The organism is Bradyrhizobium sp. CCBAU 45384 (assembly GCF_028128665.1).
Lineage (GTDB): Bacteria > Pseudomonadota > Alphaproteobacteria > Rhizobiales > Xanthobacteraceae > Bradyrhizobium > Bradyrhizobium manausense.
In genome coordinates, this window is sequence record NZ_LBIZ01000084.1 from 25,743 (window position 1) to 49,040 (window position 23,298).

The window sequence follows — 23,298 nt, forward strand, 5'->3', positions numbered from 1 at the left end:
TTTCTGGAAAGACTTTTCCGAGTCGAACCAACCGCGAACACGCTACGACGTCGCGGCAAAGGATTGCTATCGCCACTGCGATTCCCCTCAGCCTGCCCTTGCGTTGCGTGCAGGCGAAGACCCAGCCGACTTAAGCCGCTTACTGCCTGCGGATGATCTTGAACGAGAACTCGACTTCCATCACAGGGCCGGTTTCATCGCACACCGCGATTGCCATTTGACGGATTTGGGAACCCCTGAAGCTTATCATGCTATCCGATGCAAGCCCTGCCAGAGCGCGAGCCGCCTCTCTTTGCACTGCGACTATGTCGCGCAAGTCGATCCCTTCCTCATCGAGGATGAGCTCATCTCCATCACGGAAGTTATCCAGCGTGTCGGTCGAACCGGGCGTGCCGCGTTCAATGATGTGATGCGCCGTTAGCCTGTCGTTCGGGGTGCTGCAAAAAGCCTCGGTGCACCGGTTACCGTCACGCTGCAGGCACGCGACCCGTAGCGCTCGCCACACTGCAGATTTGTAGAACGCGTCTGACTTGAAGACGGGTCTAACGTAGGGTCGCCACTGAGGCGGCCGGAATTGCTTTGCTCGTGTTGGCATTATAACATTTCGTGGTTGCAATTGTGAAACCCAGCCCTCGCTGGCGCGTTAGGGCTCGGTTACCGACATTTATTTCAAGCCTTGGCGTTTCGCCCTTCGCGGAGGGTTTTTGATGGATCAGCACCGGACAGCATTGGTCTTGTTTGCACTTGCCGTGGTCGCCGTTGTCGTGATCGCGTCTGCAGTCACCGTGGAAAAGGTCAACCTCCCGACAGCGAGCAACGACGCGCCGCCGTATACGACGGGCCTCGCGAGACCGCATCAACCACTTGATCGGGCTCCCGGTGAGCCGCTACCGACCGTAGGCGGGCCGGCTGGAGCGACTAGACAGCGTCCCTGACCGAACACAGCGGCGGTGCTTCCACCGCCCTGGGGGTATAAGGGGTTGGTAGCACATGAGGTGGAAGCCGGTGGAAGGGGGTGGAATAGGAGGTGGAAGCTTAGGATGCCCTCACCGCACGGAAAGAACTGGAAGCCAAGATCGCACGATTGAGGCAAGTCGCCGATGGCGTGGATGATCGCGAAGCCGCAACGCAAGTTCTAATTTCAGATACTGGCTCTGGAGGTTGAACTGCTCAGTGAAGAGTGAGGCCGCCTGAGTTGACGGCCTCTTTCTATTCTCCCCGCCGGGTATGAACTTTGATAGCGCCGGGCCGTTCACAGAGAAGTCTGCGGTGGAAGGCATGCTCTGGAGCTATCCTCGTGGGAAAGGCGGCGGACTTCAACATGACGCCTGCATCCCTGCCGACCTGCGGACGATGCCGCGGCAGCAGCGACGTAATCGTGAGCGAACTGGTCAACACTCGCATCGATGGGACGGTGACGATGTATCGGTGTCGATGGTGCGGGTATGTGACCTGGGACGAGCGCCCGGGGCCGCGCAATCAGCAGAGGCACGAGGACGTCCCTTCTTCATGAAGCGCTCTTAACTTCGACAGGGTCCTTAAAGTTGATCCCGCTTTTCCACACCCACGACTCCCAGTGGCTCGCGCTCGTTCAGTGCCACAAGGAATCAACCATTTGACTCTCGGCAGTACCGACGAGTGTCCGCCTTCTCAAACACGAAGCCGTGCCCGGCACAGGAAGCTTCGAGGTACGCTTCGCTGATGGTCGCCGGAGCGTCTATTTCTACTTCGACGACCTGCCATCGCGGCGGCTCCGTCCAGGACAAGTCCCGCGCGAGCAAGCGATCGATTGGCGAGAATGTTCGTTCGAATTACGCGTGGCTTGATCGAGGGTTGGGGCGCCTAACCCTGGTGCGTTGCTGGCCGTCTGCCAGCGTGCCGATTTCTCGTTCGGCCATTCTGGCCTCAGGAGTCACATGATGAAGAGCGATGAAAGCTGCAAGGAATACTTCGGGACGCGCCAGGCGGCTGAAATGAGAGCCGTCCGATTTGGCTTCAAGATCGAGCCGCCAAAGGCCTGTTCCCCGGTGCAAGGTGACCGGAAAGGAGCCTATCGAGCGCCAAATTTCACGGGGTGGAGGGCCCGCCAGCATGAACCGACGGTATTTCTGACAATCAAACGCTCGTGGCCCGGCGCGGTTCTTGTCCGGTGATCGCGCACCGGGCCTAACCATTCCCCGCTTCCCCCGTGAGGTTTGGCTAAGGTGAAGATAAAACGATTCTCGGGACAGCTTGTACTTGTTTGTGCAAGCCCCAGAACGCGATCAGCAGACGGGTGATGGCCCCATTCGAGCAACAAGAGAACGCTTTCCACACCCACGCGCGCAGTAGCTCGCACGGCCCCGACCAACTTTGGGCTTTGGAGGAGGACGGGTCGGGGCCGCTGGAGGTGCTTGGTTCGAAGGCACCAAGCAATGAAAAGCCTGCTCACAGATCGCAGGGTGGCTCTGTTCGCTTTCGCACAGTTCCAGCTGCATATTTTTCCCGACTAGATTCACATGTGTCTTGCAGCCGCGGAATGAGCGAGGCCTACTCAACAGATTGCAAAAGAGACCAAGAGACCGTGGTGGGTGAAAGTGGGCGAACCACAAGCAGATTTTTCATTCGAATGGGGGGCAAAGGTTGGATGGTTTACGATCGAGAGCGCCGGGGCCCGGCGCTGCTCGGTACGGACATGGCAGCCAATTTGACGAGGGAGCAGGCAGAGCGAGCCTACGAAGTTCTCACTCGCTCAACACCGGAACGCTAACCACGGAAGAAGCCCGCCAGCGCCGCGCTTCGATAGCGCCATGCCCTGTTCTCGACGCCACACGCCCACGCACGCGGACGGCCGGCCGCTCAAGATCACGCTGGGCGACTTAAGGTCGACGGGCGTGCGAGATCTGATCGTGTTCTGGTTGGACTATCGCTGCAGCCACAACGTCAAGCTTGCAGCCGAGTACGTCGACCGATGGCCGAACGAACTCAGGATTTCGCAGCTCGAGCCGCGGTTCGTCTGCACAGCCTGCGGCATGCGCGGGCCCTGTATTGTCGCCGGCAGCAACGGCACCGAGCAGGCCATTTTGCCGAGCAAGATTCGGAGTGCCCCGATGGATTGAGAATCGCCTATAGGACGCACCGCAAGGGGCTGATCAATGAAGCTGATGAATGAGCGTCCGTATTCTGATCCAGAGGTCGCAGCACGGAAGCTGGTCGAGCTCGCCAAGGGTGTCGAGGCGGTCCAAGCCGGCCGCATCCACATCGAGAGGATCAACAGCCCTTTCCTGTCGAAGTCCGGATGCAACACGACGGGCGCCGAGTTCGGCGCCGGCATCAAATACGCGATCAAAAACGGCTGGATGGAACTGCACGAGAGCGGGACCTACGTCCGGCTTTTGTCGCCAGGCGACAATCAGATGTCGCGATGACCACCCGTAAATTTTCCAACGTCCTAAGTTGACGCGTTGAACCTTGGCATGGCGCGTGCAGACTAACAATTACCGGGGTTTTGCAATCATCCCCCTCGGGGCTGGATAGTCGCCGCCTGCGCTTGTTTTCAAGCAGGCGGCCTTTTTGCTTTTGATTTGACGCCCGCCGAATTTCGATAGTCCCCCAGTATTTCGCCGGTCGTGCACTCCACAGATGGAGAACCTAACCTGCCGCGATGACGCGGGAGAATCCACCGATCCTTATCTGCAAGGAGTGCAGACGGCCCATGGATTACCTTGCGGTGCTGCCACGGGTTGCAAATTTGCCCGCCGTATACGCCTACAGATGCTTGCCGTGTCGGAGGGTCGATTCGATCCCTATCACCGCCTGATAGGTTTACTGGGCAATCGTACTCCGAGGGCAGCGACATTTAGCGCAGCGTCGATTGTCGTAAACTGCCTTTCGTCTTTGCCCCGCTTTGGCGTCGATGCTCTAGTGACCAGCCACATACGGCTAGCGCAGCTAGCACATTCATAGAGCTTCAGCTCGCAGCCGTCAGGCACCGGAAAAAGAGCTATCAGCACTCTGGCTTGACAGCAAAGGATGCATCCGGCTTCGCCATGCACGTTGGTCCCCCATCGAGGTAAGTCCGGCTCGATGAAGAAGCCTGAGTCTGAAGTTTGGGGCAATGGCCTTGACGGATAGTGTCGAGCGGCCCGGACGGAATCTTCATCGCCCCGTTCGAGCTGGGCGAGATCGGACCGGATCTGTTCCGAGCAGCCGTCGGAATGGGCCTCGAGGGTATCGTCTCGAAGCGTCGGGATCGACCCTACCAGGCCGGCCGCTCAAAGGAGTGGATCAAGGTCAAGAACCGGAGTCATCCGGCAATGAACAGCGAATTGTGATGGCGGCTTGGCTCGTTTGGCTTCGGGACCTTCGCGGCCCGCCGGCTCAGCCAGGAGTATCCGCTTACCCCGCAAGCCGGCGAATGATGTAGGCGACCCCGATAGAGCCTGGAGAACGTCAGAGGGCGTGGCACTCCAATATGAGGTTATGGAGTAGATAGGGTGAAGGGCACGGCGCTAACCGCGAAATCATCTGGCCTCTTATTTGCGCCCATTGCACAACATTTGCGCCCATCCATCGCGCGCCGATGGCGTTCACTAGTTGTGCGGGTCCTTGGTGCGACACCTCATCCGCGTGAGCCTTGCGCCATCCACCTGCACGGCCCCTGTCGCGTGCACCGGCAGGGGGTTGTTACTGACGCGCCGCCAGCGTGAACCCGCGCGGGGCATGATCAACTATTACTCGTTGAAACAATTGGTGTTCCATCTGCCGAGCGAATGGCCGACCGATGTAGCGGTTCGGTGACAGCATCTTCCGACTGTGTTGCTAGAGTGTTCGCAACACATCGGAGGCCCCGCATGGCAATCGATCACGCTCAGAGCCTTAAACCGGACGAAGACCGCACCAAGGTCGCCGCAGATTCTGCCCGCGCCGTCCATACTCAACCGTCCAATGTCAATTTCGCCGAAACGGAAACGTGTGCGGAAGACGGTAGCCATTACTTGCCGGGCAAATGGAGCTGGGGGCCGGCGAAGTCGTCATTCGAATGGTAGTGCAAGTGCTCAGTGCCGCATAGAACACGTGCGCAGAGTTAGCCTGCCAGCGCGACGGCAGGGCACCAAGATATTCAAATGCCTTGGATGACCAGCGGTGATCAACCGCCAATCGGGCCGGACAGCGTCTGGAGGCCCACTTCTATGGCGGCAATGTCCTGCTCGACCTCAGCAATGGAAGCTCGACAGTCGAAGCCGGTTCTGGCTTTCAGGTCGATTGCCAAGTGTCGACGATGGGTCCTCAGATTTTCCAGGGACTGACGATCCCCGAGCTTGGCGTACCCGCTCACAATCATCTCGATCGCACTCGACATAACGCTACTCCACAACAAAATTTCGGATTTGCAATCGGGAGATGCTATCGAGAGCGGCGCTCCTTGTAAATTAGCTAAAAACCGCCGTCGCCCCGCCGGCGAACGAAAGCCGCAGGCGCGACGTTCCGCACGATCGGCGCGGCACACGAGTCCTAAGCACATCGTAGGCCAACCTGGCCGGAGACGCTCGCGCTCACCTGCGACAATTTCGGCATCCGTTGTCGGACGATTGGCACTGCACGTTTTCAATTCAGTCTTCAAGGGCTGCCCCAAAGGAAAAAGCCGTCCACGTGAACGGCATCCAGCTTCGTCACCGGAGCTGGATGCCCCAGGTTTCCGCAACCCGCTTGACCGAAGCGATATACCTTCGCAGCGCGCCCGCAATCTGGACGGCGCTTGGTCGAGATCGGGCTGAAGGCTACAAGGCGCGTGAGCTAGATGCTTGATTCAAACGCAACGCCGATACGCATGTCTTGCCGCCAGATAACACGGGCTGAAAAGCGCCGGCCTTCTAGGGTTAGAACGAGCGTGAAGTAATCGGGCAGGCCGAACGAGCTGCTTACGTCGAGCGCGGCACCCTGCTCGGAAAAATTGCGGATCATGCACGCCACTGAGTTTAGACCAAACTCGATGGTGCCTGGCAATAGCACTTCGGTTCGTATCGAAGCCCGCTCTCGCATGGAGGAAAGCTGCATGGTCAAGATGAAGAATCTGTACTTGGAACGCCTAAATTTCTAGGCAGTATCTTGCCCAGAGCGTTGACCCGGTCGGTTTGTAACCGTGCGGATGTGGTGACACGATTGACGTGAATTTGATGCGATCACGCAATGGCAGTTAGCGGTGGTGAACGGAAAGCCGACCTTCCATCCGTCCCTGTGGGTACCCGCTGAAAAATGCGGTGCCCACTTCTGGATCGGCGATGGAAAGATCACTTGGGTCTAGCCGCCCTACGCCAGCAGTGCCAAGCCGATCGGCTTAGAGAGAGCTGGTCGCAGCTTGACGGCAGCAAGAAGAACTTGGTCTCTCGCTCACCAATCTCGATCCAGTCAACCGGCTGGATGCGATCGATAGTACGATCATTGCGCCGATATCGCGATAAGCCCGAAGGCAAGCTGGCTGCCCTATTGCCATAAGCGACCATTCAAATGCTCTATGGCTCGTGAAGGCCAAATCCTCTATTGAAGGGTGCTGCACCAACACCTCAGCAAAAGTTACGCACTCGCCAGGTAAAGAGGTAAAGGCGTGATGATGTCGTCGTCGGCCGAACTGAACTCTCGGCCCGTTTTCCTCCGGTACACGACGAAATCCCAAGAGCTTTCCCTAACAGTGAGTTGAGAAGTGACCCGGTCGCGAGCTACCCGGCCCCAATGATAGCATTCGCATTATCGGTCCGCAGACTGACTCCGTTTGCGATCAAACATTATCAGTCCGGGCAATACGACCTCTCAGCAGGCTCCAGGCTCTTGGCGAAGCGTTGGAAGCATCGATACGCTCGGAGGTAGGGGTGTCTGTCAACCCTTTTTGAAATTGCTGGAGTTTTCCGTCCTCGCCCCGCACGCTCTACGGCCCTAGCTACGGTGTGTTGGCGGCTTCGTTGCGATGGTCCGCACGAACTCACGCATCTTACCGCGCATGGGAGATATCAATACGAGCCGGCCTGTTGCCCCGGCCTGCGCAAGGCTGCATCAAACGGGTTAATCTTCGGCGCAAGCGCCTCCGCCTCGCGCCGGAGCACCTGGACCACAGTCGGCAAACGCTCAGCATTGAGCCGCGCGACTGTGGTGCCGATGCTGATTGCGGCGAGCGGTCGGCGCTCGCGATCGAGAATCGGCACCGCAACCCCAGCCATATCCGGCAGAAGCCCCGACCCGCGCGCGGCAAAGCCGCTTTCCCGAACCTGCTCGATCTCATTGCGGAAGAACACTTCGTCGAACAGGCCGAAATGGAGGAGCCGCGGCAGGTTGAAGCGGATCACCTCCTCGCGCTCCGCTTCCGGCAAGTGAGCGAGGATTGCCATGCTGCCTTGGCCAACGCCAAGTATCACCTTGCCGCCGACGTCGTTGGTAAAGGAGCGTATCGGCACCGGCCCCTCGCAGCGGTCGAGACAGACCGCATCATACCCACTGCGCACCAGCAGGAACACAGTGTCGCCCAACGCCGCGGACAACCGCAACAGCACAGGTCGACAAATGTCGCGCAGATTGCTCGGATTCCCCGCTCGGGCCGCAAGCGAAAAGAACTCAACACTCAGCCGGTAGTACTTGCTGCGCACATCCTGCTCCACCATGCCTTCATCGATCAGCATGCGTAGCAGCCGATGCGCTGAGGCAGGGGTCAATCCAGCCGTTTGGGCGGCATGCGTCAGCCTCGCCCCCTCGCCGCCACTCGCGGCCAGTGCACGCAGCAGTGCAACCGCGCGCGGCAGACTTCCGGAAGGTCCGTTTCCTAAGGCATCATCCATCATATGAAAACATTCTGTGCCTAGGGGCCCCGGCGTTACATATATTGGAAAAGTAGGGCCACCTCTTTGCACATATCGGAATATGGCATTGACACGACAGACATCAAAGACCTGAATAGCGGGTGACGTCCTCGCTTTGGCAGTCCCGCCCCATGCGCGAACCGGTCTTGCGTGTCGAAGATCTTCGAGCCGAATTTCGCGTTCGCGCGGAATGGTATCCGGCCGTCGACGGCGTCTCCTTCACGCTCGACCGCAATGAGACGCTGGCCCTCGTCGGCGAGTCGGGCTGCGGAAAGTCGGTCACCGCCCTCTCCATCATGGGTCTCGTGCCGCAGCCGCAGGGTCGCGTGTCGGCGGGGCGCATCCTGCTCGACGGAACGGACCTGCGAACGCTCGATGAGACAGGATTCGAAGCTCTGCGCGGCGACCGCATGACGATGATCTTCCAGGAACCGATGACGAGCCTCAATCCGGTGATGAGCATCGGCGCGCAGGTCGGCGAGGCGCTGCGCGTCCATCGCAGCCTGTCGCGGGAGGACGCGCAGGCGAAGGCGCTCGCTGTGCTCGAGGAAGTGAAGATTCCGTCCGCAAAGCAGCGCTTCCACGATTATCCGCATCAATTCTCAGGCGGCATGCGCCAGCGCGTCATGATCGCGATGGCGCTCGCTTGCGAGCCTATGCTGCTGCTCGCCGATGAACCGACGACTGCCCTCGACGTCACCATTCAGGCGCAGGTGCTCGGGCTGCTTGCCGACCTGAAGGCGCGGCATGGCATGGCGATGCTGTTCATCACGCACAATCTCGGCGTCGTTGCCCAGATCGCCGATCGCGTCGCGGTCATGTATGCGGGCCAGATTGTCGAAGAAGCGCCTGTGCACGAGATTTTCGCAGCGCCTGCCCATCCCTATACGCGCGCGCTGTTCTCGGCCATCCCGCGGATGGATCGCGCCGAGCAGACCCTCGCCGCCATTCCGGGACGCGTGCCACCCTTGAACGACATGCCGAAAGGGTGTCGCTTCGCACCGCGCTGCCCGTTGCGCCGCGAAGGATGTGAGGTTCCGCAGATTCTGGTGGCCGCTGCCCCACGGCATCTCGCGCGGTGTCACGTCGCAACCAACGCTTTTGGCAAGGAGCTTGCCCGTGCTTGAGGCGGATGGTCGCGTCGTCATGGTTTCCGGTGCCTCGCGCGGGATCGGCCGCGCGGTGGTGGAGCGCCTGATCGATGGCGGCTATCGCGTCTCGGCCGGGGTGCGCGATTCCCGTGGGCTGGTCGGGTCCGATCGGCTGATGCTGCATCGTTACGACGCCGAGTCACTGCCCTCGGCGGAAGCATGGGTTGCAACGACAATCGAGCGCTTCGGCCGGGTCGACGGCCTCATCAACGCTGCCGGAATCAATCCGGAAGCCAATCTCACCGATCCTGACGAAACGGCGCTCGACGCCATGATGCTGATCAACGTCAAGGCGCCGATGCGGCTCATTCGCCTCGCGCTTCCGCATCTCGCAAAGAGCGGCGAAGGGCGCGTGATCAACGTCGCCTCGATGTCCGGCAAGCGCGTCCGCAATCCCAATGCCGGTTATGCGATGAGCAAGTTTGCGCTGCTCGCCCTCACCCATGCCGTACGACAGTACGGCTGGGAACACGGCATTCGCGCGACTGCGATCTGCCCAAGCTTTGTTGCGACGGACATGACCGCCCATGTCACCAAATGGCCGCGCGAAAAAATGAGTGATCCGCGCGACATCGCCGAGCTGATCGCGACGGTCCTGCGACTGCCCAACACGGCGACGATCGCCGAACTGCTGATCAATTGCCGGCTGGAGGACATGCTATGAGATTGCGGCGGCTGGCGGAGACGGACCGGCCCACGGTGTCGTTCCTGCTCGACGGCACTCCTGCGGACGCACTCGAGGGCGATACTTTGCTCACGGCCATCCTCGTGCGGGACGGTCACCTGCGCACAAGCGAATTCGGCGATGGCCTCCGTGCCGGCTTCTGCCTGATGGGGGCGTGCCAGGACTGCTGGGTCAACGTCGAGGGTGGTGGCCGCGTGCGCGCCTGCACCACGCAGATCACCGAGGGCATGTGCGTGACGCGCAGGATGGTGCATCCATGAGCACTGTTATTGTCGGCGCTGGTCCAGCCGGTACGCGCGCGGCCGAAGTTCTTGTCGGCGCGGGCCTGCGCCCGGTCGTGATCGACGAGGGGCTGGAGAACGGCGGGCGAATCTATCAACGCCAACCCGCCGGCTTCCGCCGCGCCGCGTACACTCTCTATGGCTTCGAGGCCGCAAAGGCCCGGGCCATCCACGACGTCTTCGACCGGCTTCGTCCTTCGATCGATTTCCGACCGCGAACCCTGGCTTGGAATTTGCGGCCTGGCGTCATCGACACGATCTGCGAGGGCAAGGCGCACACAGTGCCGTTCGCGCAAACAATCCTCTGCACCGGTGCCATGGATCGCGTGATCCCGCTCCCGGGCTGGACGCTGCCGGGTGTCTTCACCTTGGGCGGATCGCAGATTTCGCTGAAGACCCAGGGCTGCGCCATCGGCGCGCAGGTCGCCTTTGTTGGAACGGGCCCCCTGCTCTATCTCGTCGCTTATCAATATGCGCGCGCCGGCGCGCAAGTTGTGGCCGTGCTCGATACGACGCCGTTCGCCACCAAGGCGAAACGAGCGTTTGGGCTGATCCGCGGCGGGACGACCTTCGCCAAGGGACTCTATTATATCGCCTGGCTGCGCGCGCACGGCATTCCCATCGTCGAGGGCGCGGCCCCGCTTGCCATCGAGGGCAACGGCCGGGTCGAATCGCTGAGCTGGCGCGACGCGGGCGGCGCCAGGCACGAAGCGTCGGTCGATGCCGTTGCGCTCGGCTGGGGGCTGAAGCCCGAGGCGCAGCTCGCTGATCTCGCTGGCGTGCCGTTCGACTTCGATCCTGTGCAGCACAATTGGGTGCCGCACCGAGACCCCTCAGGCCGAACTTCCGTAGACGGCGTATTCCTGGCCGGCGACGGCAGCGGCATTCGCGGCGCTGATCTCGCCGAGGCGGCCGGCGCTCGCGCCGCCTGGGCTGTGCTGGCGGCGCGCGGCCTCGGGGTCGATGCGCGCGCAGTCGCGCGCCTCGATGCGATTCTGGCGGCCGGCGCCACCTTCCGCGCAGCGCTGGAACGGGCATTTCCGTTTCCGGCAAAGCTCGCGGCTGATATCGCCGACGATACCATCCTGTGCCGGTGCGAGTTGATTACGGCGGGTGAACTGCGCGCCGCTGCCAACGAGGCGTTGGCCACGCTTCCGCCGCCGGAGGTCAACCGGGCGAAAGCCCTGACCCGTGTCGGCATGGGACGTTGCCAGGGGCGCGTCTGCGGCGCAGCGGCGGCCGAAGTGCTGGCGTCCACACTCTCCTGCCCGGTAGAGCAGGTTGGACGGCTGCGCGGTCAGCCGCCCGTCAAGCCGATACCCATCCTTCCGGCGGAGGCAGCATGAGCGCGACGCTGACCGATGTGCTGATCGTCGGTGGCGGTGGCGCAGGCTGCTCCACGGCCTTGCATCTCGCAAGCCGCGGCGTGCGGTGCATCCTGCTCGAGCGCGGCCAGATCGGCGGACAAGCCAGCGGCGTCAATTACGGCGGCGTACGCCAGCAGGGACGGCATCCGGCCGAATTGCCGCTCGCCCGCCGCTCCCGCGAAATCTGGGCAAGGCTGCCGGAGCTCATCGGCACCGACTGCGAATTCGAGGTGACCGGTCACCTGAAGCTCGCACGCAACGAAGCCGAGGAAGCCGACCTCGTCGCCTATCTCGACGTTGCCCGGGACAACGGACTTCCGCTGATCATGATCGGGGGCAACGCCGTCCATCAGCAATATCCATGGCTGGGTTCCGATGTCGTGGCCGGCTCGCTCGCACCCGATGACGGCGCCGCCAACCCGCGTCTGCTAAGCCCAGCGCTTGCGCGAGCCGCGCGCGATAAAGGCGCTGACATCCGTGAATTCATGCCGGTCAGCCATCTTACCCATGACGGCACAGAGTTCATCGTGCAGTCGGGCGAGCACGAATTTCGAGCCCGGCATCTCGTCAACACAGCCGGTTATTGGGGCGGCGCGATCGCCAAGGCATTCGGCGAACCGGTTCCCGTTTCGGCGCTCAGCCCGAACATGCTCGTGACCGAGCCCATACCCTACTTCATTACGCCCAATCTGGGCGTTGTCGGCGGCGACGTCTACCTGCGTCAAATCCGACGCGGCAACGTCATCTTCGGCGGCGGCCGCGGGGAATCCGATCCGGATGTTCCGCGTTCGCGGCCCTTGCCCGAGCCAGGCTATGCGGTCATGGCGAAGGCGCTCCAGCTCGTGCCGCAGCTCGCGGGTGTACAGGTGATCCGCAGCTGGACCGGCATCGACGGCGAAATGCCTGACGACATTCCGGTCATCGGCCCCAGCCGCACGACGCGCGGCCTGTTTCATGCATTCGGGTTTTCAGGGCACGGCTTCCAGCTCGGCCCCGTCATCGGGGCCATCATGAGCGAGCTAATCCTCGACGGCCGCACGGATGTCCCGCTCGAGCCGTTTCGTATCGATCGTTTCGCGCAGGACGGATCATTCAACCAGCAGGGACAGAGACATGAAGCTTCGCGTCACGCTTAGCGCGGCACTCGCCGCCGCCACGCTCATTGCGGTACCCGCTTCGGCCGCACCCAAGACCGATCTGAGAGTCGGCATGGCCGCCCAGGATGTAGGCCAGCTTGATCCCCATCGCGCAGTCAGCACGATCGACCGCACGGTGGTTGCGTGGATGTACAACGGTCTTGTCCGCTTCAAGCCGGGGACGATGGACCCCACGCAGATCGAGCCGGATCTCGCCGAGAAATGGGAATCGAGCGCCGACAAGCTCGACTGGACGTTCCATCTGCGTCATGGCGTCAAGTTTCATGGTGACTTCGGCGAACTGACCGCCGATGACGTCGTCTTCAGTCTCAAAAGAGCCAGCGAAGCCAAGACATCGGCCTTCTCGGCCGATTTCGCCGCTTTCAAGACCATTGAGGCAACGGACCCTGATACGGTCCACATCGCGCTGGCGCGGCAGGTGCCGAGTCTGCTCGGGTTGCTCACGAACTATTCCGGCGGCTACATCGTCAGCCGCAAGGCGGTCGAGAAATATGGCGCGGACTTCACGCGCAATCCGGTCGGTACCGGCCCCTTCGCCTTCGTGTCCGACACGCCCAACCAGTCGCTCGAGCTCGCAGCCTTCGACGGCTATTTCCGCGGCAAGCCGAAGCTGGCGCACGTGAGCTATCGCTACATTCCCTCGGACTCCTCGCGTGACCTCGCCTTCCAGAACGGCGAAATCGACCTCGTCTACGGCAAGCAGGATCAGGCCTGGATCAACCGCATCCGCGCCCTGCCGAACTCGGTCGTCGACATCTTCGAGCCCGGCGAGCTCGCCAATCTCAATCTCAACATCACGGCAAAACCGCTCGACGACATCCGCGTGCGGCAGGCGATCGCCTACGCCGTCAACCGGACGGAGCTCGTCAAATGGCAAGGCGCCGACACCGCGCGGCCGGGCCAGAGCGTGATTCCGGCGGGCTATCTCGGATCCTCGAAGGATGTCGGCCTCGTCAGCACCGACGTCGCCAAAGCCAAGGCGCTGCTCAAGGACGCTGGCTATCCGGACGGCGTGACCATCAAGGTGATCCACACGCAGTTGCCGCAGATGCTGGGTAGCATGCAGGTCGTACAGGCCCAGCTGAAGAAGGCGGGCATCAATCTCGACATTGAGGTGGTCGATCATGCCACGTTCCACCAGCAGATCCGCAAGGATCTGAGCCCGATCGTCTATTACGCGGCGGCGCGTTTCCCGGTTGCGGACATCTACCTGACCCAGTTCTTCCACTCGGCGAGCATCGTCGGAAAACCAACGGCGGTCACCAATTTCAGTCACTGTGACGTGGCGGACAAGGATATCGACGCCGCCAAGACCGAGGTCGACGCCGAGAAGCATGTAGCCCTTTGGGTCGAGGCCCAGAAGAAGATCGTCGCAGCCGTCTGCGCCGTTCCGCTCGCCGAAGCCCTGCAAATCTGGGCGCATCGCACCGACCTCGACTACGGCTACGATTTGAAGGCGTCGCTATCGCTTGGTCCGCTCCTGACCGAGGCCACGCACTTCAAGTGAGGTCAACGAGACAAAGCCACAGGATCGTCCGGTGATCAACTTCATCATCCGCAGGCTGCTTGCCTCGATACCGACGCTGCTCGCGGTATTGACGCTCGTATTCCTGCTGGTGCGTGTGGTCCCGGGCGATCCCGCCATTGCAATCCTGGGCGATCGCGCAACCCCGGACGCCCTCGCAGCCCTGCGCGCCGAGCTTGGCCTCGATCGCTGGATCGCCGCACAATATGTCGACTTCCTGGGCCACGCCTTGCGCGGCGATCTCGGCACCAGCATGGTCACGCACCGTCCGGTCTGGACCGAGATTGCCGAAGCCTTGCCGCACACGATCGTGTTGACGTTGGCAGCCATGGTGATCGGCTGCCTGATCGGCATCCCGGCCGGCGTCTGGGCCGCACTGCATCGCAACGGCCCGATCGACGTGATGACGCGTCTCTTTTCGTTGCTCGGGCTGTCATTTCCCGTCTTCGTTTCGGGCATCTTTCTCCTGATCGTCTTTGCGCTGCAGCTCCACCTCTTTCCGGTGATCGGCAATCCGCGCCCGGGCGACTGGATCGACGGCCTGCACAAACTCGTCCTGCCCGCAATCACACTCGGCATCGTGATGGCGGCCTATGTGGTGCGCGTGACGCGCAGTTCGATGCTACAGGTTCTGGGAGAGGACTACATCCGCACCGCGCGCGCCAAAGGCGTGCCGCGCCGCTCCATCATCTGGCGCCACGGCTTTTCCAATGCCTTGATTCCGGTGGTCACCGTGGTCGGCCTCTATGTCGGCATCCTCATCGGCAATTCGGTGCTCACCGAAATCGTCTTCAACCGGCCCGGGCTCGGCAAGGTGATCGTCAGCGCGCTGACCCAGCGCGACTACACCATGTTGCAGGGCATGATGGTGATCTATTGTTTCCTGATCGTCGTCGTGAACCTGATCACCGACCTCAGCTATGGCCTCATCGATCCAAGGGTTAAGCAATGACCGATGTGGCCGTTTCTGCACCGCCTTCGCCATGGCGCGCGATGGCCGGCCGGATCTTGACCGACCCCACGACACTCGCCGGCGTCATCGTCTGCGCGATCATCGTGGCCGGCGCACTGCTGGCTCCGTGGCTGGCCCCTCATGATCCCCTCGAACAGAACATCATCGATCGCCTGGCCGGACCCGGTTCGGAGTATCCGCTCGGCACCGACCAATTCGGCCGCGACGTGCTATCACGGCTGTTGTGGGGCGCGCGGGTGTCCCTGCTGGTGTCGTTTCTTTCCATCGCCGGTGCCGTCATCATCGGCGGGGCGATCGGCATGGTCAGCGGTTATGTCGGCGGCCGTTTCGATCTCATCACCATGCAGGTGATGGACGTCCTCCTGTCGTTCCCGAGCCTCATCCTCGGCATGATCATGGTGGCCCTGCTTGGCTCGAGCGTCACCAATCTCGTCGTTGCAATTGCGCTGACCGCGATAGCCCCCTTCGCGCGTATTGCGCGAGCTCCCGTTCTGGTACTCAAGGAGCGCGCCTTCATCGAGGCCGGCCGCGCACTCGGCTTCTCGCATTTGCGCATTCTGTTCGTGCATGTGCTGCCCAGCATCGTCAACGATCTCCTGGTCATGGGCACACTCTGGATGGCGACGGCAGTGCGTACGGAAGCCTCGCTCTCCTTCATCGGGCTCGGTGTCAAGCCGCCGACGTCGACCTGGGGTGGCATGATGCGGGACGGTTTCGAGAATATTCTCGATTCGGCATGGCTGTGCATATGGCCGGGCCTCGCCATTCTTGCCTTGGTCTTGGGACTGAACCTCGTCGGTGACGGGCTTTACGACGCGACCGATCCGAAAGCGAACGCGCAATGACGGCGTCCCAAGCCCTGCTCGAGGTCCGCGACCTCGCCAAGCATTTCACCGTCACCAAGGGTTTCCCCCGACCGGTCACAACCATCGTCCGTGCCGTCGACGGCGTCAGTTTCGCCGTCACACGCGGTGAGGCGTTCGGTGTCGTCGGCGAGTCCGGCTGCGGTAAGTCGACCGCGGCGCGCGCGGTGCTGCGCCTGATTCCGCCGGATGCTGGCCACGTGCGCTTCGCCGATATCGACGTGACCGGCGCCCATGGATCAACGCTGCAGCGGCTGCGCCGCCGCATGCAGATCATCTTCCAGGACCCGTATTCGTCACTTAATCCGCGACGTACGATCGGCCAGACCCTGACGGAGCCGCTTGGCGTGCATGGCCTCGCCTATGGTCGTGCCGCGCGTGAGCGCGCAATCGCATTGCTGGAGGAAGTCGGCCTGCCGTCATCCGCCTACGACCGCCATCCGCACGAGTTTTCCGGTGGCCAGCGTCAGCGTATCGGGATTGCGCGTGCCCTGTCTGTCGAACCCGAACTGATCGTTGCCGACGAGCCGGTCTCCGCGCTCGATGTCTCCGTTCAGGCTCAGGTGCTCCTGCTTCTGAAGGACCTACAGGCACGGCGCGGCCTGACCTTCGTATTCGTCAGCCACGATCTCGGTGTTATCAGGTGGTTCTGCTCGCGCGTCGCGGTGATGTATCTTGGACGCATCGTCGAGAGCGGCCCGGTGGCCCGCGTGTTCGGCTCACCACGCCATCCCTATACGCGCATGCTGCGTGATGCTTCGCCGATCCCCGATCCGGGGATCAGAGGCAAAATGCCACGCATCGTTGGCGAAATTCCATCAGCCGCCAATCCGCCGGCAGGATGTCACTTCCACCCCCGTTGTCCGCGCGCGTCCGACCTGTGCCGCACTGTGTATCCGGAATGGCGGACTGATGGTGATGCGGGTGTCGCCTGTCATCATCCTGAGAACTGATTGGTCGCATCGGCCGCCGGCGCGCAGTCATGCTCTGGACTCGGCGGCGCAAAATCGTGGCTTGTCACCGTAGCTGCTGGAAGTGATCGCTCCTCAAACTCAGATAGCTACAGAGTTTTCAATATCATACCGAAGCTGGTTCGGAGGAGTGGATATCCGCTAACACGTGCTTTTGACGGGATTTGCCCACACTCCAACTGGGCGCGTTAACGAAGAAATCTTCGCCAAGACGTCATTATCTTCACCAGTTGCCTCACGCCTCCGCGCGTCATCTCGCCTGCTCTGACGCAATCGCGAACGCAGGTCTCTGGGCCGCGAAACACCTCGCGCGCGTCTTCTCTGACCCGCGTTAACCCTGTCTCTGAACTTGTCCCGTATCCGCGCGAGACTGTTCGCTTCTGCCGCTAAGCCGCCTCATTGGACTTCTGCAATCGTCCTCCATTTTCGGAAGCTCATTTCCGGCGGGTGTTAATGAGCGGCTTCTTGTCGCGGCAACGGGTGATTTCAGAGCGAAATCAGATATCGCCTTCTACGTGCCCGGCGACATCCCGGACCTTCACTCTTTGCACGTACCAACGATGGATCATGATCTGTGCAGCACGGGTCCGTCCACAATCGCCACCGTGAGCCATGTTGTACTCAGACAGGTGTTGCGGGACTTCCCCGGACTAACCTACGCTCTTTGGGGAGAGTCCGTAATTCAGGCGGCAATTTACCGAGAATGGGTCGAGAACCTCGGAGCACGAGCTGCACTTCCGCGAGTTGCGCACTTACTCTGCGAACTCTCAACGCGACTACAAAAAGTCGGACTGGCGGGGAATGGCAAAATGAATTTGCCCTTTCACCCAAGCTGACTTTGCCGATGCCTGCGGCCTTTCGGTGGTGCACATCAACCGCACCATTCAAGAACTCCGTCGTCGCGGCCTGATCGACTGGCAAAGCCAAACGCTAGAGTTGCTGCAACGTGCGGAGTTGGAGCTCATTGGAGAGTTCAACGAAGAATACCTGCATTAAGAAAATCGAAGTTCGTCATCATTAGTCGATGGTCGGCTTGTGGCCCATCGCTGCCACGTCCTACGGCCAAGGATCTGTCGGCTGTCAGGGGATAGACCGAACTAACTTAAGAAGCTGGGCTAAACCGTCGCGATTGACTCGATGCCGACATTTCAGCTCTCCAATTTTGCACCTACAACTGTGACGGTCTCGCCTATCTCGAAACTCAACAGATCTTCGCCGACGACGAGCGGCCCGGAATAGGTCTCGCGCGTCGCTGAAATTAAATCCCCTATGCTAGGCGGCGCGACGGCTCTGCTCGCAAGCATAACGAGATGGGTAAAAGCGGCCATTTTCGGCCTTGTCTTTGCAAATACCCGTCCAGCCTCCTGCGGCGAGGTGTGATGATTGAGGATGCGCTGGATGTAAATTTCATCCAAAAGTTCAAGGCGCGCCATCGCTACCTCATGCACCAGCAGATCGGCGCCCGCGCCGTAGCGCACCACGTTGGCGTTGTAGCGAGTGTCGCCGGAGATCACGGCAACCCGGCTCTGGTACTCGATCCGGTAACCATAAGCCGGCCTGATCGCCTCACCATGGTCGACCGAGAAGGCAATAACCTTTAGATCGCCGGCCTCGTAGACGATGCCGTCCTCGGAAAATTCCTTCACCGTGATAGCGGCGTGCTCGCGAACGAGCTTCTCATCCTCGATACGAATCTCAATGTCCTGCGCATAAGCCGCTTCGAGATGATGCATAAGCCTTGCGGTGCCGACCGGGCCGACCACGTTGAACGGCCGACGACGGTTGGCGAAATAGGAGCTCAGCCAGCCTGTCAACCAGAGGTCGGGAATGCCCACGGTGTGGTCCGAATGAAAATGCGTGAGCAAAAGCGCATCGAGTTTGCCGATGGGAACACCGAGCTGAAAGAGCCGCATCGTGGCGCCGCGACCAGCATCGATAAGGAGAGTGTGATTGCCCGCCTCGATAAGCGTACTCGGCCCGAACCGATCTGGACGGGGGATCGGTACCCCCGTCCCGAGCAGCGTCACCCGGAAATCCGCGGTCATTGCTACTCGACCTTAATGCCGGCATCGGAGATGACTTGGTGCCAGTGCGTGATCTGATCGCCGACCATGCGGCCGAATTGCTCGGACGTGCCGCCTGCGGCTTCGGCGCCGATCTTTCCCAGTGCTTCCCGCACCGACGGCCTTTGTAATGCCTTGTTGATCGCTGCGTTGAGCTGCGTCACCGCTTCCTTTGGCGTGCCGTGCTTGACCGCAAACCCCGTCCAGTCCTCAACCACCAACGATGGATAACCCGCTTCGACGATGGTTGGCACGTCAGGAAGGGCCGGCACGCGCTTCGGACCAGTCACTGCCAGAGCCCGCAGCTTGCCGGTCTTGATCAGGTCTACCACGGGCAAAATGGTGATGAACTGGAAGGCGTTGGTGCCGTTGAGCAGGTCGCCGATTGCTTGCGAAAATTGCGCGTATGGAACGTGCTGGGCGCGCGTACCGGTCTGCTGCTTGAACTGCTCGCCGATCAGATGCGCGGGCGTGCCGAACCCCCCCCCGAGGAAAACGTCAGCTTGTCCGGCTGGCTTTTCAGCAAGGCGACCAGCTCCGCCACTGTCGTAGCCGGCACGGACGGATTCACCACCAGCACATTGTAGGATACGGTCGCCTTTATGACGGGATCGAAATCTTTGTCGAGGTCAAACGCGATTTTGGGCAACAGGGACGGTGCCGCGACCGATGGCACCGACATCGCATAGAGGCTGTTGCCGTCCGCCGGCTGGTTCAGGACGTCGGTCGCAGCAATGGTCGTGACGCCCCCGGGGCGGTTCTCGACGATCACGCGCCAGCCTTCCGATTCCGCCAATTCCTTTGAAATGATCCGGCTTATAATGTCGGGCGGCGTACTGGCCGAGTTCGGCGCCACGAATCGAATAGTCCCAGAAGGAAAGGATTGTGCTGAAATCGGTAGGCTAGAAGCCATCAAAAGCGCTACGGCCGCGATCGGCAATACAGTTCTGTGACTAAACTGGCGAGGTGTCATGGAAGTCTCCATCAAGGGATGAACTCTCAATCCGCAACCTGCAGGCACATGACTTTCCAGCGGGTCGACGAAAGACGCTATAAAAATCGACGTGCGTTTCACAATGTGAAACGCCGTGTTCCACAATGTGGAATCTGAATGGACGGAACTCTGGTGGCGGGACCTAAAATCATCAAGAGCCTAGAGCGAGGGCTGCAGGTGCTTCAGGCGCTGCAAATGCAGCCGGACTCCTCGCTTCAAGAACTTTACATTTTGACCGGCATCTCCAAGCCCAGCCTGCTTCGGATCCTCCACACCCTCGCTCGGTCGGGCATCGTCACGCGACGGCTTGGCGACGGCCGTTATCGCATCGGCGCGATGCTTTCGCAGCATGCGCCGTCGCACCGTGAACATCGCGACAAGATTGCGGAAGTCGCGGCTCCGATTTTGGACCGATTATGCGAGCGCGTATCTTGGCCATCAGATTTGATGGTGCCTGCCGGCGATCACATGGAGATCTGCGAGACAACCCGAGCGCGGAGCCCGTTCCTGTTGCAGCAGGAGCGCATAGGATTGCCGGTAAACTGGTTATGGTCTGCTGTGGAGACGGCTTATCTTGCGTACTGTCCTGCGAAAGAACGTCAGCGCGTTATTGGCTTGCTGCGCGCGTCCACCCGCCCGGAAGATCGGCTGGCGCGCGAACCTGCGCGGCTGAGTGCCATTCTCGATGAGGTTCGGGCGCGCGGTTATGGCATACGGAACTCCATGCACACAGGAGGCTACTATAGCGGACCGCCGCACTCAGACGGCCTGTTTTCAATTTCTGTTCCCCTGCTGGACGGACCCCGCGTGCTGGGAGCGATCAATATGCTGTGGCTCAAGAACGCATTCTCCATCGAAGCGTTCGCGGCCCGTCATCTCGGCGAACTTCAGAATGCAGCGGCGGAAATCGCAAGTACAGTTCGGCGGCGAAGAAAGCGTTGATGTCTCCTAGTGGACCCGTTTGAGACCTAACGATGAGCACTGAATATGTCCGCTCATCGGGTCTGCCCGGAAGCCATCGCGGCAGGACTAAACAGACGCGATTGAACCATCCGCGACATGGGCACGTTCAGCCGACCAGCTGGCAGTGCCCGCTGATAACAGTGCCGTCGCGTTTATGCGCCTTAAGCGTGCCGTCGACGCGGTTGATGAAACCTTGCCAGACAGCGGTCGGGTCGAACAGATGTTGCCAAATGTTGCCGAGGGTAAGCGCCGTCTCAAAGAACAAGTGCGTATCCGTGACGTGGACGGCCAAATTGCTTCCGAATGTCCGAGAGTGCATCGTCCCCTCGTCCAGATTAACGGTAACCTGTTCCCCGCTTATGTAGACCGAGTTGCGCTCGCCACCCGTAAGGCCCCGCGCCCAGCATTTCAGATCGATCGTCTCGGCATGTGCAGCCGTTGTAGCTAGCAGCGCTACGACGATAATGGTTGCTTTCAGCTTCACAGTTATCTCGTCGCTTTGTGACGGCCCTGCCGGGGGTTCGGACACGGCGGGACATTCGATGACTTTGCCGAAATTTCGATGTCGCCTTCGAAGGACATGCAGAGGACTCAGTCGTTCAGAGATGAGCACGCGGCAATAGCCATCCCATGATCTTCTGATACGGATCGCGACGACTGCGGACGAATGCGTTCTCGTTCTGCTGAGCGGCGGTCCTGGCGAATTCAGAAATCCCGTCCATAGATTGCCGTTTATCCTTCGGAAGCTTCGCCCATTGGCGAATGGTCTTCCGGCGGGCTTCGCGTTGCTTTTCCCTTACGTCAGGCATCGGGACGCTCCTTGAAGAGGATTATTCCGTCGACCTAGTATTGTTTGGGCTCCCTAGAACTTCAACGTCCAATCAAGAACTCTTAGCCCCTCTGATCGTGCAGCGCTATACACGGGGGCGAGTCTCATATTGGCTTTGCAGGCCCGCCGCCCTAGAATTGCGGCGATCGCAGGACGGACGAAATGCAGTATGTTTGCGACGCGCCGAAGGGCAAGACCTGGTTCCGTATCGAGACGGAAGGTGAAGCGATGCATGAGTCGCGCCTGATGGGCCACACAGTTGAGAAATATTTCCGCCGCGAGCGGGAGAAGGCAGTCCAGTCCTGGCGTCCCGAGCGGCCCAACGCGATCGAGCGCGACATCGGCCTCGAGGCCCATATACAGCGAGAGATGCCGCTTTTCCTCACGCTGCGCGACAGGGAGGGCAATGCACTGACTACAGCGATGCTGCCACCGGGTGGCAAGGATCGCGGCGGGTTCCGGATCATCATCGTTGCCGCATCCAATGCCGATCCTTACCCGCAGCAGGACGCGGCCATCGCTGCACTGGGAGCGCATTTCGGTCTCACACTCGATCGCAACCGCTGCTTCCCCTACGGCCGCTAAGGAGCCTGACAAGTATCGCCGCTTGATTGGAGCGATGCCGGCTCATGGGCCTGAATGCGAAGTCTAAGCGGGTAGCCAAATAGTCTGCTTATCGGGGGTGACCGGAAACGGCGATGCGCCCGCGAGCAATAGCCTCTGCGCTCACGGCCCGTTGTTCAAGGGCGTCCGACGAGCAATGGCAGCACGTCTGCACCGCCCGCCATGAGTGGATTCGACGGCTCGAAATGTTCTCGCAATTCTCGCTTCCGGACGAGTGAGCGCGCATCGAGAAACGCATCCTTCAGGCTGACGGCTTTCCGGAGCGCGACATTGAAAAACGCGTCCCCAAAATAGGTCCACTTGGCCTTGTCCTGGCAGCCGAACGACGGATGCTTGTCATCGGCCGCGGTGATGACCAGCACATCGGGAGTCGCCAGGCGCGGAATAAAAACCCCCGAATAACAAGCCGAGATGACCACCACCTTGTGTCGCACACCTGTCTTCGCGAGCATGTCCCGGAGACGAGATGGTGTAAGCGTTTCTGTCAGCCGCCCCGCCTTGATTGCAAGGCCATCAGGAGAGCCATGCGAGGTGAGAATCAAAAAGAGAACATCGTTCTCGGGATCCAAGCGGTTGGCTGCCGTCTGCAACGACTTGGTCAGAGCTTCGATCGTTGCGCTTCCGCCTTTCTTGGAATTGTACTCCACGTTGATCGGTCCAGTCTCAAAACGGTCGGCCACGACCTGAGCCGCGCCGGTCGCCTCGGATCTAAACACGCCTTGATCCCCATACAGGCCAAAGGACACTACGCCAACCTTCGCAGCGCCCTCAATAGCACGTACCGGAGGAACCAACGGCCAGATGGTCAGAAAAAAAGCGACGAGCAGCGCGCCGAGCCGCCTGATCGAGCACCTGGAGGTCATCGCGAACCTCGTTTCGAGATCGCCGCTTCCGCAAGCACCATCCGTCTCGATGATATGCGCGCAATGAGGTAAACTACTGCCGGATGACGTTGCGGCGCAATAATGAAAGCAACCGTCAATGGCATGGCACCCCAACATTCGGTACGGCACCGAAAGATATCCCGAA

The 23,298-nt window shown here is 60.7% G+C and carries 27 protein-coding genes; 17 read left to right on the plus strand and 10 right to left on the minus strand.

The window, feature by feature from the left end; genetic code table 11:
* Positions 1-139: 139 nt before the first annotated feature.
* Entirely contained in the window at positions 140-595 is a 456-nt protein-coding gene (locus XH80_RS43915) for an HNH endonuclease (protein ID WP_442869119.1), read from the minus strand.
* Between the two features lie 2,194 nt (positions 596-2,789).
* Between XH80_RS43915 and XH80_RS05445 the strand changes: the two genes are divergently transcribed.
* From XH80_RS05445 to XH80_RS05460, 4 genes are all read left to right on the plus strand, one after another.
* Positions 2,790-3,098, plus strand: coding sequence for a hypothetical protein (locus XH80_RS05445; protein WP_271597667.1), 309 nt, complete (start codon positions 2,790-2,792; stop codon positions 3,096-3,098).
* 36 nt (positions 3,099-3,134) lie between these two features.
* Complete coding sequence (locus XH80_RS05450; protein ID WP_271597668.1) at positions 3,135-3,407, plus strand: hypothetical protein; 273 nt, start codon at positions 3,135-3,137, stop codon at positions 3,405-3,407.
* A 705-nt stretch (positions 3,408-4,112) separates the two neighbouring features.
* Positions 4,113-4,313: an ATP-dependent DNA ligase gene (locus XH80_RS05455; protein ID WP_333968644.1), complete on the plus strand. Its 201-nt coding sequence runs from the start codon at positions 4,113-4,115 to the stop codon at positions 4,311-4,313.
* A gap of 519 nt (positions 4,314-4,832) precedes the next feature.
* On the plus strand, positions 4,833-5,027 hold the full coding sequence (locus XH80_RS05460; RefSeq protein WP_271597669.1) for a hypothetical protein: 195 nt from the start codon (positions 4,833-4,835) through the stop codon (positions 5,025-5,027).
* Between the two features lie 101 nt (positions 5,028-5,128).
* Here XH80_RS05460 and XH80_RS05465 read toward each other — a convergent pair whose 3' ends face one another.
* Together XH80_RS05465 and XH80_RS05470 are read right to left on the minus strand one after the other, a co-directional pair.
* On the minus strand, positions 5,129-5,341 hold the full coding sequence (locus XH80_RS05465; protein WP_271597670.1) for a hypothetical protein: 213 nt from the start codon (positions 5,339-5,341) through the stop codon (positions 5,129-5,131).
* Positions 5,342-5,775: 434 nt separating this feature from the next.
* Positions 5,776-6,036 (minus strand): PilZ domain-containing protein, encoded by a 261-nt coding sequence (locus XH80_RS05470; RefSeq protein WP_271597691.1) that lies wholly within the window; start codon positions 6,034-6,036, stop codon positions 5,776-5,778.
* Between the two features lie 124 nt (positions 6,037-6,160).
* Here XH80_RS05470 and XH80_RS43920 point away from each other — a divergent pair, with 124 nt between their 5' ends.
* On the plus strand, positions 6,161-6,283 hold the full coding sequence (locus XH80_RS43920; RefSeq protein WP_442868591.1) for a DUF6527 family protein: 123 nt from the start codon (positions 6,161-6,163) through the stop codon (positions 6,281-6,283).
* A gap of 700 nt (positions 6,284-6,983) precedes the next feature.
* Here XH80_RS43920 and XH80_RS05475 read toward each other — a convergent pair.
* Positions 6,984-7,805, minus strand: a complete 822-nt coding sequence (locus XH80_RS05475; RefSeq protein ID WP_271597671.1) for an IclR family transcriptional regulator — start codon at positions 7,803-7,805, stop codon at positions 6,984-6,986.
* Positions 7,806-7,954: 149 nt separating this feature from the next.
* Between XH80_RS05475 and XH80_RS05480 the strand changes: the two genes are divergently transcribed.
* The 10 genes from XH80_RS05480 to XH80_RS43925 all read left to right on the plus strand — a co-directional run bounded on the left by XH80_RS05480 (position 7,955) and on the right by XH80_RS43925 (position 17,792).
* Positions 7,955-8,950: an ABC transporter ATP-binding protein gene (locus XH80_RS05480; RefSeq protein ID WP_271597672.1), complete on the plus strand. Its 996-nt coding sequence runs from the start codon at positions 7,955-7,957 to the stop codon at positions 8,948-8,950.
* Positions 8,943-9,638, plus strand: coding sequence for an SDR family NAD(P)-dependent oxidoreductase (locus XH80_RS05485; RefSeq protein WP_271597673.1), 696 nt, complete (start codon positions 8,943-8,945; stop codon positions 9,636-9,638). The genes XH80_RS05480 and XH80_RS05485 overlap by 8 nt, the downstream gene beginning before the upstream one ends.
* On the plus strand, positions 9,635-9,919 hold the full coding sequence (locus XH80_RS05490; protein WP_271597674.1) for a (2Fe-2S)-binding protein: 285 nt from the start codon (positions 9,635-9,637) through the stop codon (positions 9,917-9,919). Before XH80_RS05485 ends, XH80_RS05490 begins: the two co-directional genes overlap by 4 nt.
* On the plus strand, positions 9,916-11,286 hold the full coding sequence (locus XH80_RS05495) for an NAD(P)/FAD-dependent oxidoreductase (RefSeq protein WP_271597675.1): 1,371 nt from the start codon (positions 9,916-9,918) through the stop codon (positions 11,284-11,286). Before XH80_RS05490 ends, XH80_RS05495 begins: the two co-directional genes overlap by 4 nt.
* The gene (locus XH80_RS05500; RefSeq protein ID WP_271597676.1) at positions 11,283-12,443 is read left to right on the plus strand and encodes an NAD(P)/FAD-dependent oxidoreductase; all 1,161 of its coding nucleotides are present in this window, start codon (positions 11,283-11,285) and stop codon (positions 12,441-12,443) included. The genes XH80_RS05495 and XH80_RS05500 overlap by 4 nt, the downstream gene beginning before the upstream one ends.
* A complete protein-coding gene (locus tag XH80_RS05505) occupies positions 12,421-13,971 on the plus strand; it encodes an ABC transporter substrate-binding protein (RefSeq protein WP_271597677.1) in 1,551 nt (516 codons plus the stop codon). Before XH80_RS05500 ends, XH80_RS05505 begins: the two co-directional genes overlap by 23 nt.
* A gap of 31 nt (positions 13,972-14,002) precedes the next feature.
* Positions 14,003-14,941 carry an ABC transporter permease gene (locus tag XH80_RS05510; RefSeq protein ID WP_271597678.1) on the plus strand — a complete coding sequence of 313 codons (939 nt, stop codon included), beginning with the start codon at positions 14,003-14,005 and terminating at the stop codon, positions 14,939-14,941.
* Positions 14,938-15,807 carry an ABC transporter permease gene (locus XH80_RS05515; protein ID WP_271597679.1) on the plus strand — a complete coding sequence of 290 codons (870 nt, stop codon included), beginning with the start codon at positions 14,938-14,940 and terminating at the stop codon, positions 15,805-15,807. The genes XH80_RS05510 and XH80_RS05515 overlap by 4 nt, the downstream gene beginning before the upstream one ends.
* The gene (locus XH80_RS05520) at positions 15,804-16,778 is read left to right on the plus strand and encodes an ABC transporter ATP-binding protein (protein ID WP_271597680.1); all 975 of its coding nucleotides are present in this window, start codon (positions 15,804-15,806) and stop codon (positions 16,776-16,778) included. Before XH80_RS05515 ends, XH80_RS05520 begins: the two co-directional genes overlap by 4 nt.
* 831 nt (positions 16,779-17,609) lie before the next feature.
* On the plus strand, positions 17,610-17,792 hold the full coding sequence (locus XH80_RS43925; protein WP_442869122.1) for a helix-turn-helix domain-containing protein: 183 nt from the start codon (positions 17,610-17,612) through the stop codon (positions 17,790-17,792).
* Positions 17,793-17,944: 152 nt separating this feature from the next.
* Here the strand turns inward: XH80_RS43925 and XH80_RS05525 are convergent, their stop codons facing one another.
* The 3 genes from XH80_RS05525 to XH80_RS05535 are packed head-to-tail and all read right to left on the minus strand — an operon-like array spanning position 17,945 to position 19,832.
* Positions 17,945-18,841, minus strand: a complete 897-nt coding sequence (locus XH80_RS05525) for an MBL fold metallo-hydrolase (protein ID WP_271597681.1) — start codon at positions 18,839-18,841, stop codon at positions 17,945-17,947.
* A 2-nt stretch (positions 18,842-18,843) separates the two neighbouring features.
* Complete coding sequence (locus XH80_RS05530; protein ID WP_333968645.1) at positions 18,844-19,320, minus strand: Bug family tripartite tricarboxylate transporter substrate binding protein; 477 nt, start codon at positions 19,318-19,320, stop codon at positions 18,844-18,846.
* Positions 19,317-19,832: a Bug family tripartite tricarboxylate transporter substrate binding protein gene (locus XH80_RS05535; RefSeq protein ID WP_271597682.1), complete on the minus strand. Its 516-nt coding sequence runs from the start codon at positions 19,830-19,832 to the stop codon at positions 19,317-19,319. Before XH80_RS05535 ends, XH80_RS05530 begins: the two co-directional genes overlap by 4 nt.
* A gap of 138 nt (positions 19,833-19,970) precedes the next feature.
* Here XH80_RS05535 and XH80_RS05540 point away from each other — a divergent pair, with 138 nt between their 5' ends.
* A complete protein-coding gene (locus tag XH80_RS05540; protein ID WP_271597683.1) occupies positions 19,971-20,795 on the plus strand; it encodes a helix-turn-helix domain-containing protein in 825 nt (274 codons plus the stop codon).
* Between the two features lie 127 nt (positions 20,796-20,922).
* On the opposite strand, the gene XH80_RS05545 is transcribed toward XH80_RS05540, so the two are convergent.
* Positions 20,923-21,300 carry a hypothetical protein gene (locus XH80_RS05545; RefSeq protein WP_271597684.1) on the minus strand — a complete coding sequence of 126 codons (378 nt, stop codon included), beginning with the start codon at positions 21,298-21,300 and terminating at the stop codon, positions 20,923-20,925.
* 115 nt (positions 21,301-21,415) lie between these two features.
* Entirely contained in the window at positions 21,416-21,625 is a 210-nt protein-coding gene (locus XH80_RS05550) for a hypothetical protein (RefSeq protein WP_271597685.1), read from the minus strand.
* 182 nt (positions 21,626-21,807) lie between these two features.
* Here XH80_RS05550 and XH80_RS05555 point away from each other — a divergent pair, with 182 nt between their 5' ends.
* Entirely contained in the window at positions 21,808-22,230 is a 423-nt protein-coding gene (locus XH80_RS05555) for a hypothetical protein (protein ID WP_271597686.1), read from the plus strand.
* Positions 22,231-22,385: 155 nt separating this feature from the next.
* On the opposite strand, the gene XH80_RS05560 is transcribed toward XH80_RS05555, so the two are convergent.
* A partial coding sequence (locus tag XH80_RS05560) for a C13 family peptidase (RefSeq protein ID WP_271597687.1) occupies positions 22,386-23,298 on the minus strand: 913 nt, incomplete at its 5' end.

What these genes read in the sequence shown, in the direction of transcription:
- XH80_RS05465 (WP_271597670.1), bottom strand. Translation starts at nt 5,341, where the DNA reads ATGTCGAGTGCGATCGAGATGATTGTGAGCGGGTACGCCAAGCTCGGG.
- XH80_RS05535 (WP_271597682.1), bottom strand. Translation starts at nt 19,832, where the DNA reads ATGACACCTCGCCAGTTTAGTCACAGAACTGTATTGCCGATCGCGGCC.
- XH80_RS05480 (WP_271597672.1), top strand. Translation starts at nt 7,955, where the DNA reads ATGCGCGAACCGGTCTTGCGTGTCGAAGATCTTCGAGCCGAATTTCGC.
- XH80_RS05445 (WP_271597667.1), top strand. Translation starts at nt 2,790, where the DNA reads ATGCCCTGTTCTCGACGCCACACGCCCACGCACGCGGACGGCCGGCCG.
- XH80_RS05505 (WP_271597677.1), top strand. Translation starts at nt 12,421, where the DNA reads ATGAAGCTTCGCGTCACGCTTAGCGCGGCACTCGCCGCCGCCACGCTC.
- XH80_RS05495 (WP_271597675.1), top strand. Translation starts at nt 9,916, where the DNA reads ATGAGCACTGTTATTGTCGGCGCTGGTCCAGCCGGTACGCGCGCGGCC.
- XH80_RS05555 (WP_271597686.1), top strand. Translation starts at nt 21,808, where the DNA reads ATGCAGTATGTTTGCGACGCGCCGAAGGGCAAGACCTGGTTCCGTATC.
- XH80_RS05515 (WP_271597679.1), top strand. Translation starts at nt 14,938, where the DNA reads ATGACCGATGTGGCCGTTTCTGCACCGCCTTCGCCATGGCGCGCGATG.
- XH80_RS05450 (WP_271597668.1), top strand. Translation starts at nt 3,135, where the DNA reads ATGAAGCTGATGAATGAGCGTCCGTATTCTGATCCAGAGGTCGCAGCA.
- XH80_RS05540 (WP_271597683.1), top strand. Translation starts at nt 19,971, where the DNA reads ATGGACGGAACTCTGGTGGCGGGACCTAAAATCATCAAGAGCCTAGAG.
- XH80_RS05500 (WP_271597676.1), top strand. Translation starts at nt 11,283, where the DNA reads ATGAGCGCGACGCTGACCGATGTGCTGATCGTCGGTGGCGGTGGCGCA.
- XH80_RS43915 (WP_442869119.1), bottom strand. Translation starts at nt 595, where the DNA reads ATGCCAACACGAGCAAAGCAATTCCGGCCGCCTCAGTGGCGACCCTAC.
- XH80_RS05520 (WP_271597680.1), top strand. Translation starts at nt 15,804, where the DNA reads ATGACGGCGTCCCAAGCCCTGCTCGAGGTCCGCGACCTCGCCAAGCAT.
- XH80_RS05490 (WP_271597674.1), top strand. Translation starts at nt 9,635, where the DNA reads ATGAGATTGCGGCGGCTGGCGGAGACGGACCGGCCCACGGTGTCGTTC.
- XH80_RS05470 (WP_271597691.1), bottom strand. Translation starts at nt 6,036, where the DNA reads ATGCAGCTTTCCTCCATGCGAGAGCGGGCTTCGATACGAACCGAAGTG.
- XH80_RS05525 (WP_271597681.1), bottom strand. Translation starts at nt 18,841, where the DNA reads ATGACCGCGGATTTCCGGGTGACGCTGCTCGGGACGGGGGTACCGATC.
- XH80_RS05550 (WP_271597685.1), bottom strand. Translation starts at nt 21,625, where the DNA reads ATGCCTGACGTAAGGGAAAAGCAACGCGAAGCCCGCCGGAAGACCATT.
- XH80_RS05475 (WP_271597671.1), bottom strand. Translation starts at nt 7,805, where the DNA reads ATGATGGATGATGCCTTAGGAAACGGACCTTCCGGAAGTCTGCCGCGC.
- XH80_RS05460 (WP_271597669.1), top strand. Translation starts at nt 4,833, where the DNA reads ATGGCAATCGATCACGCTCAGAGCCTTAAACCGGACGAAGACCGCACC.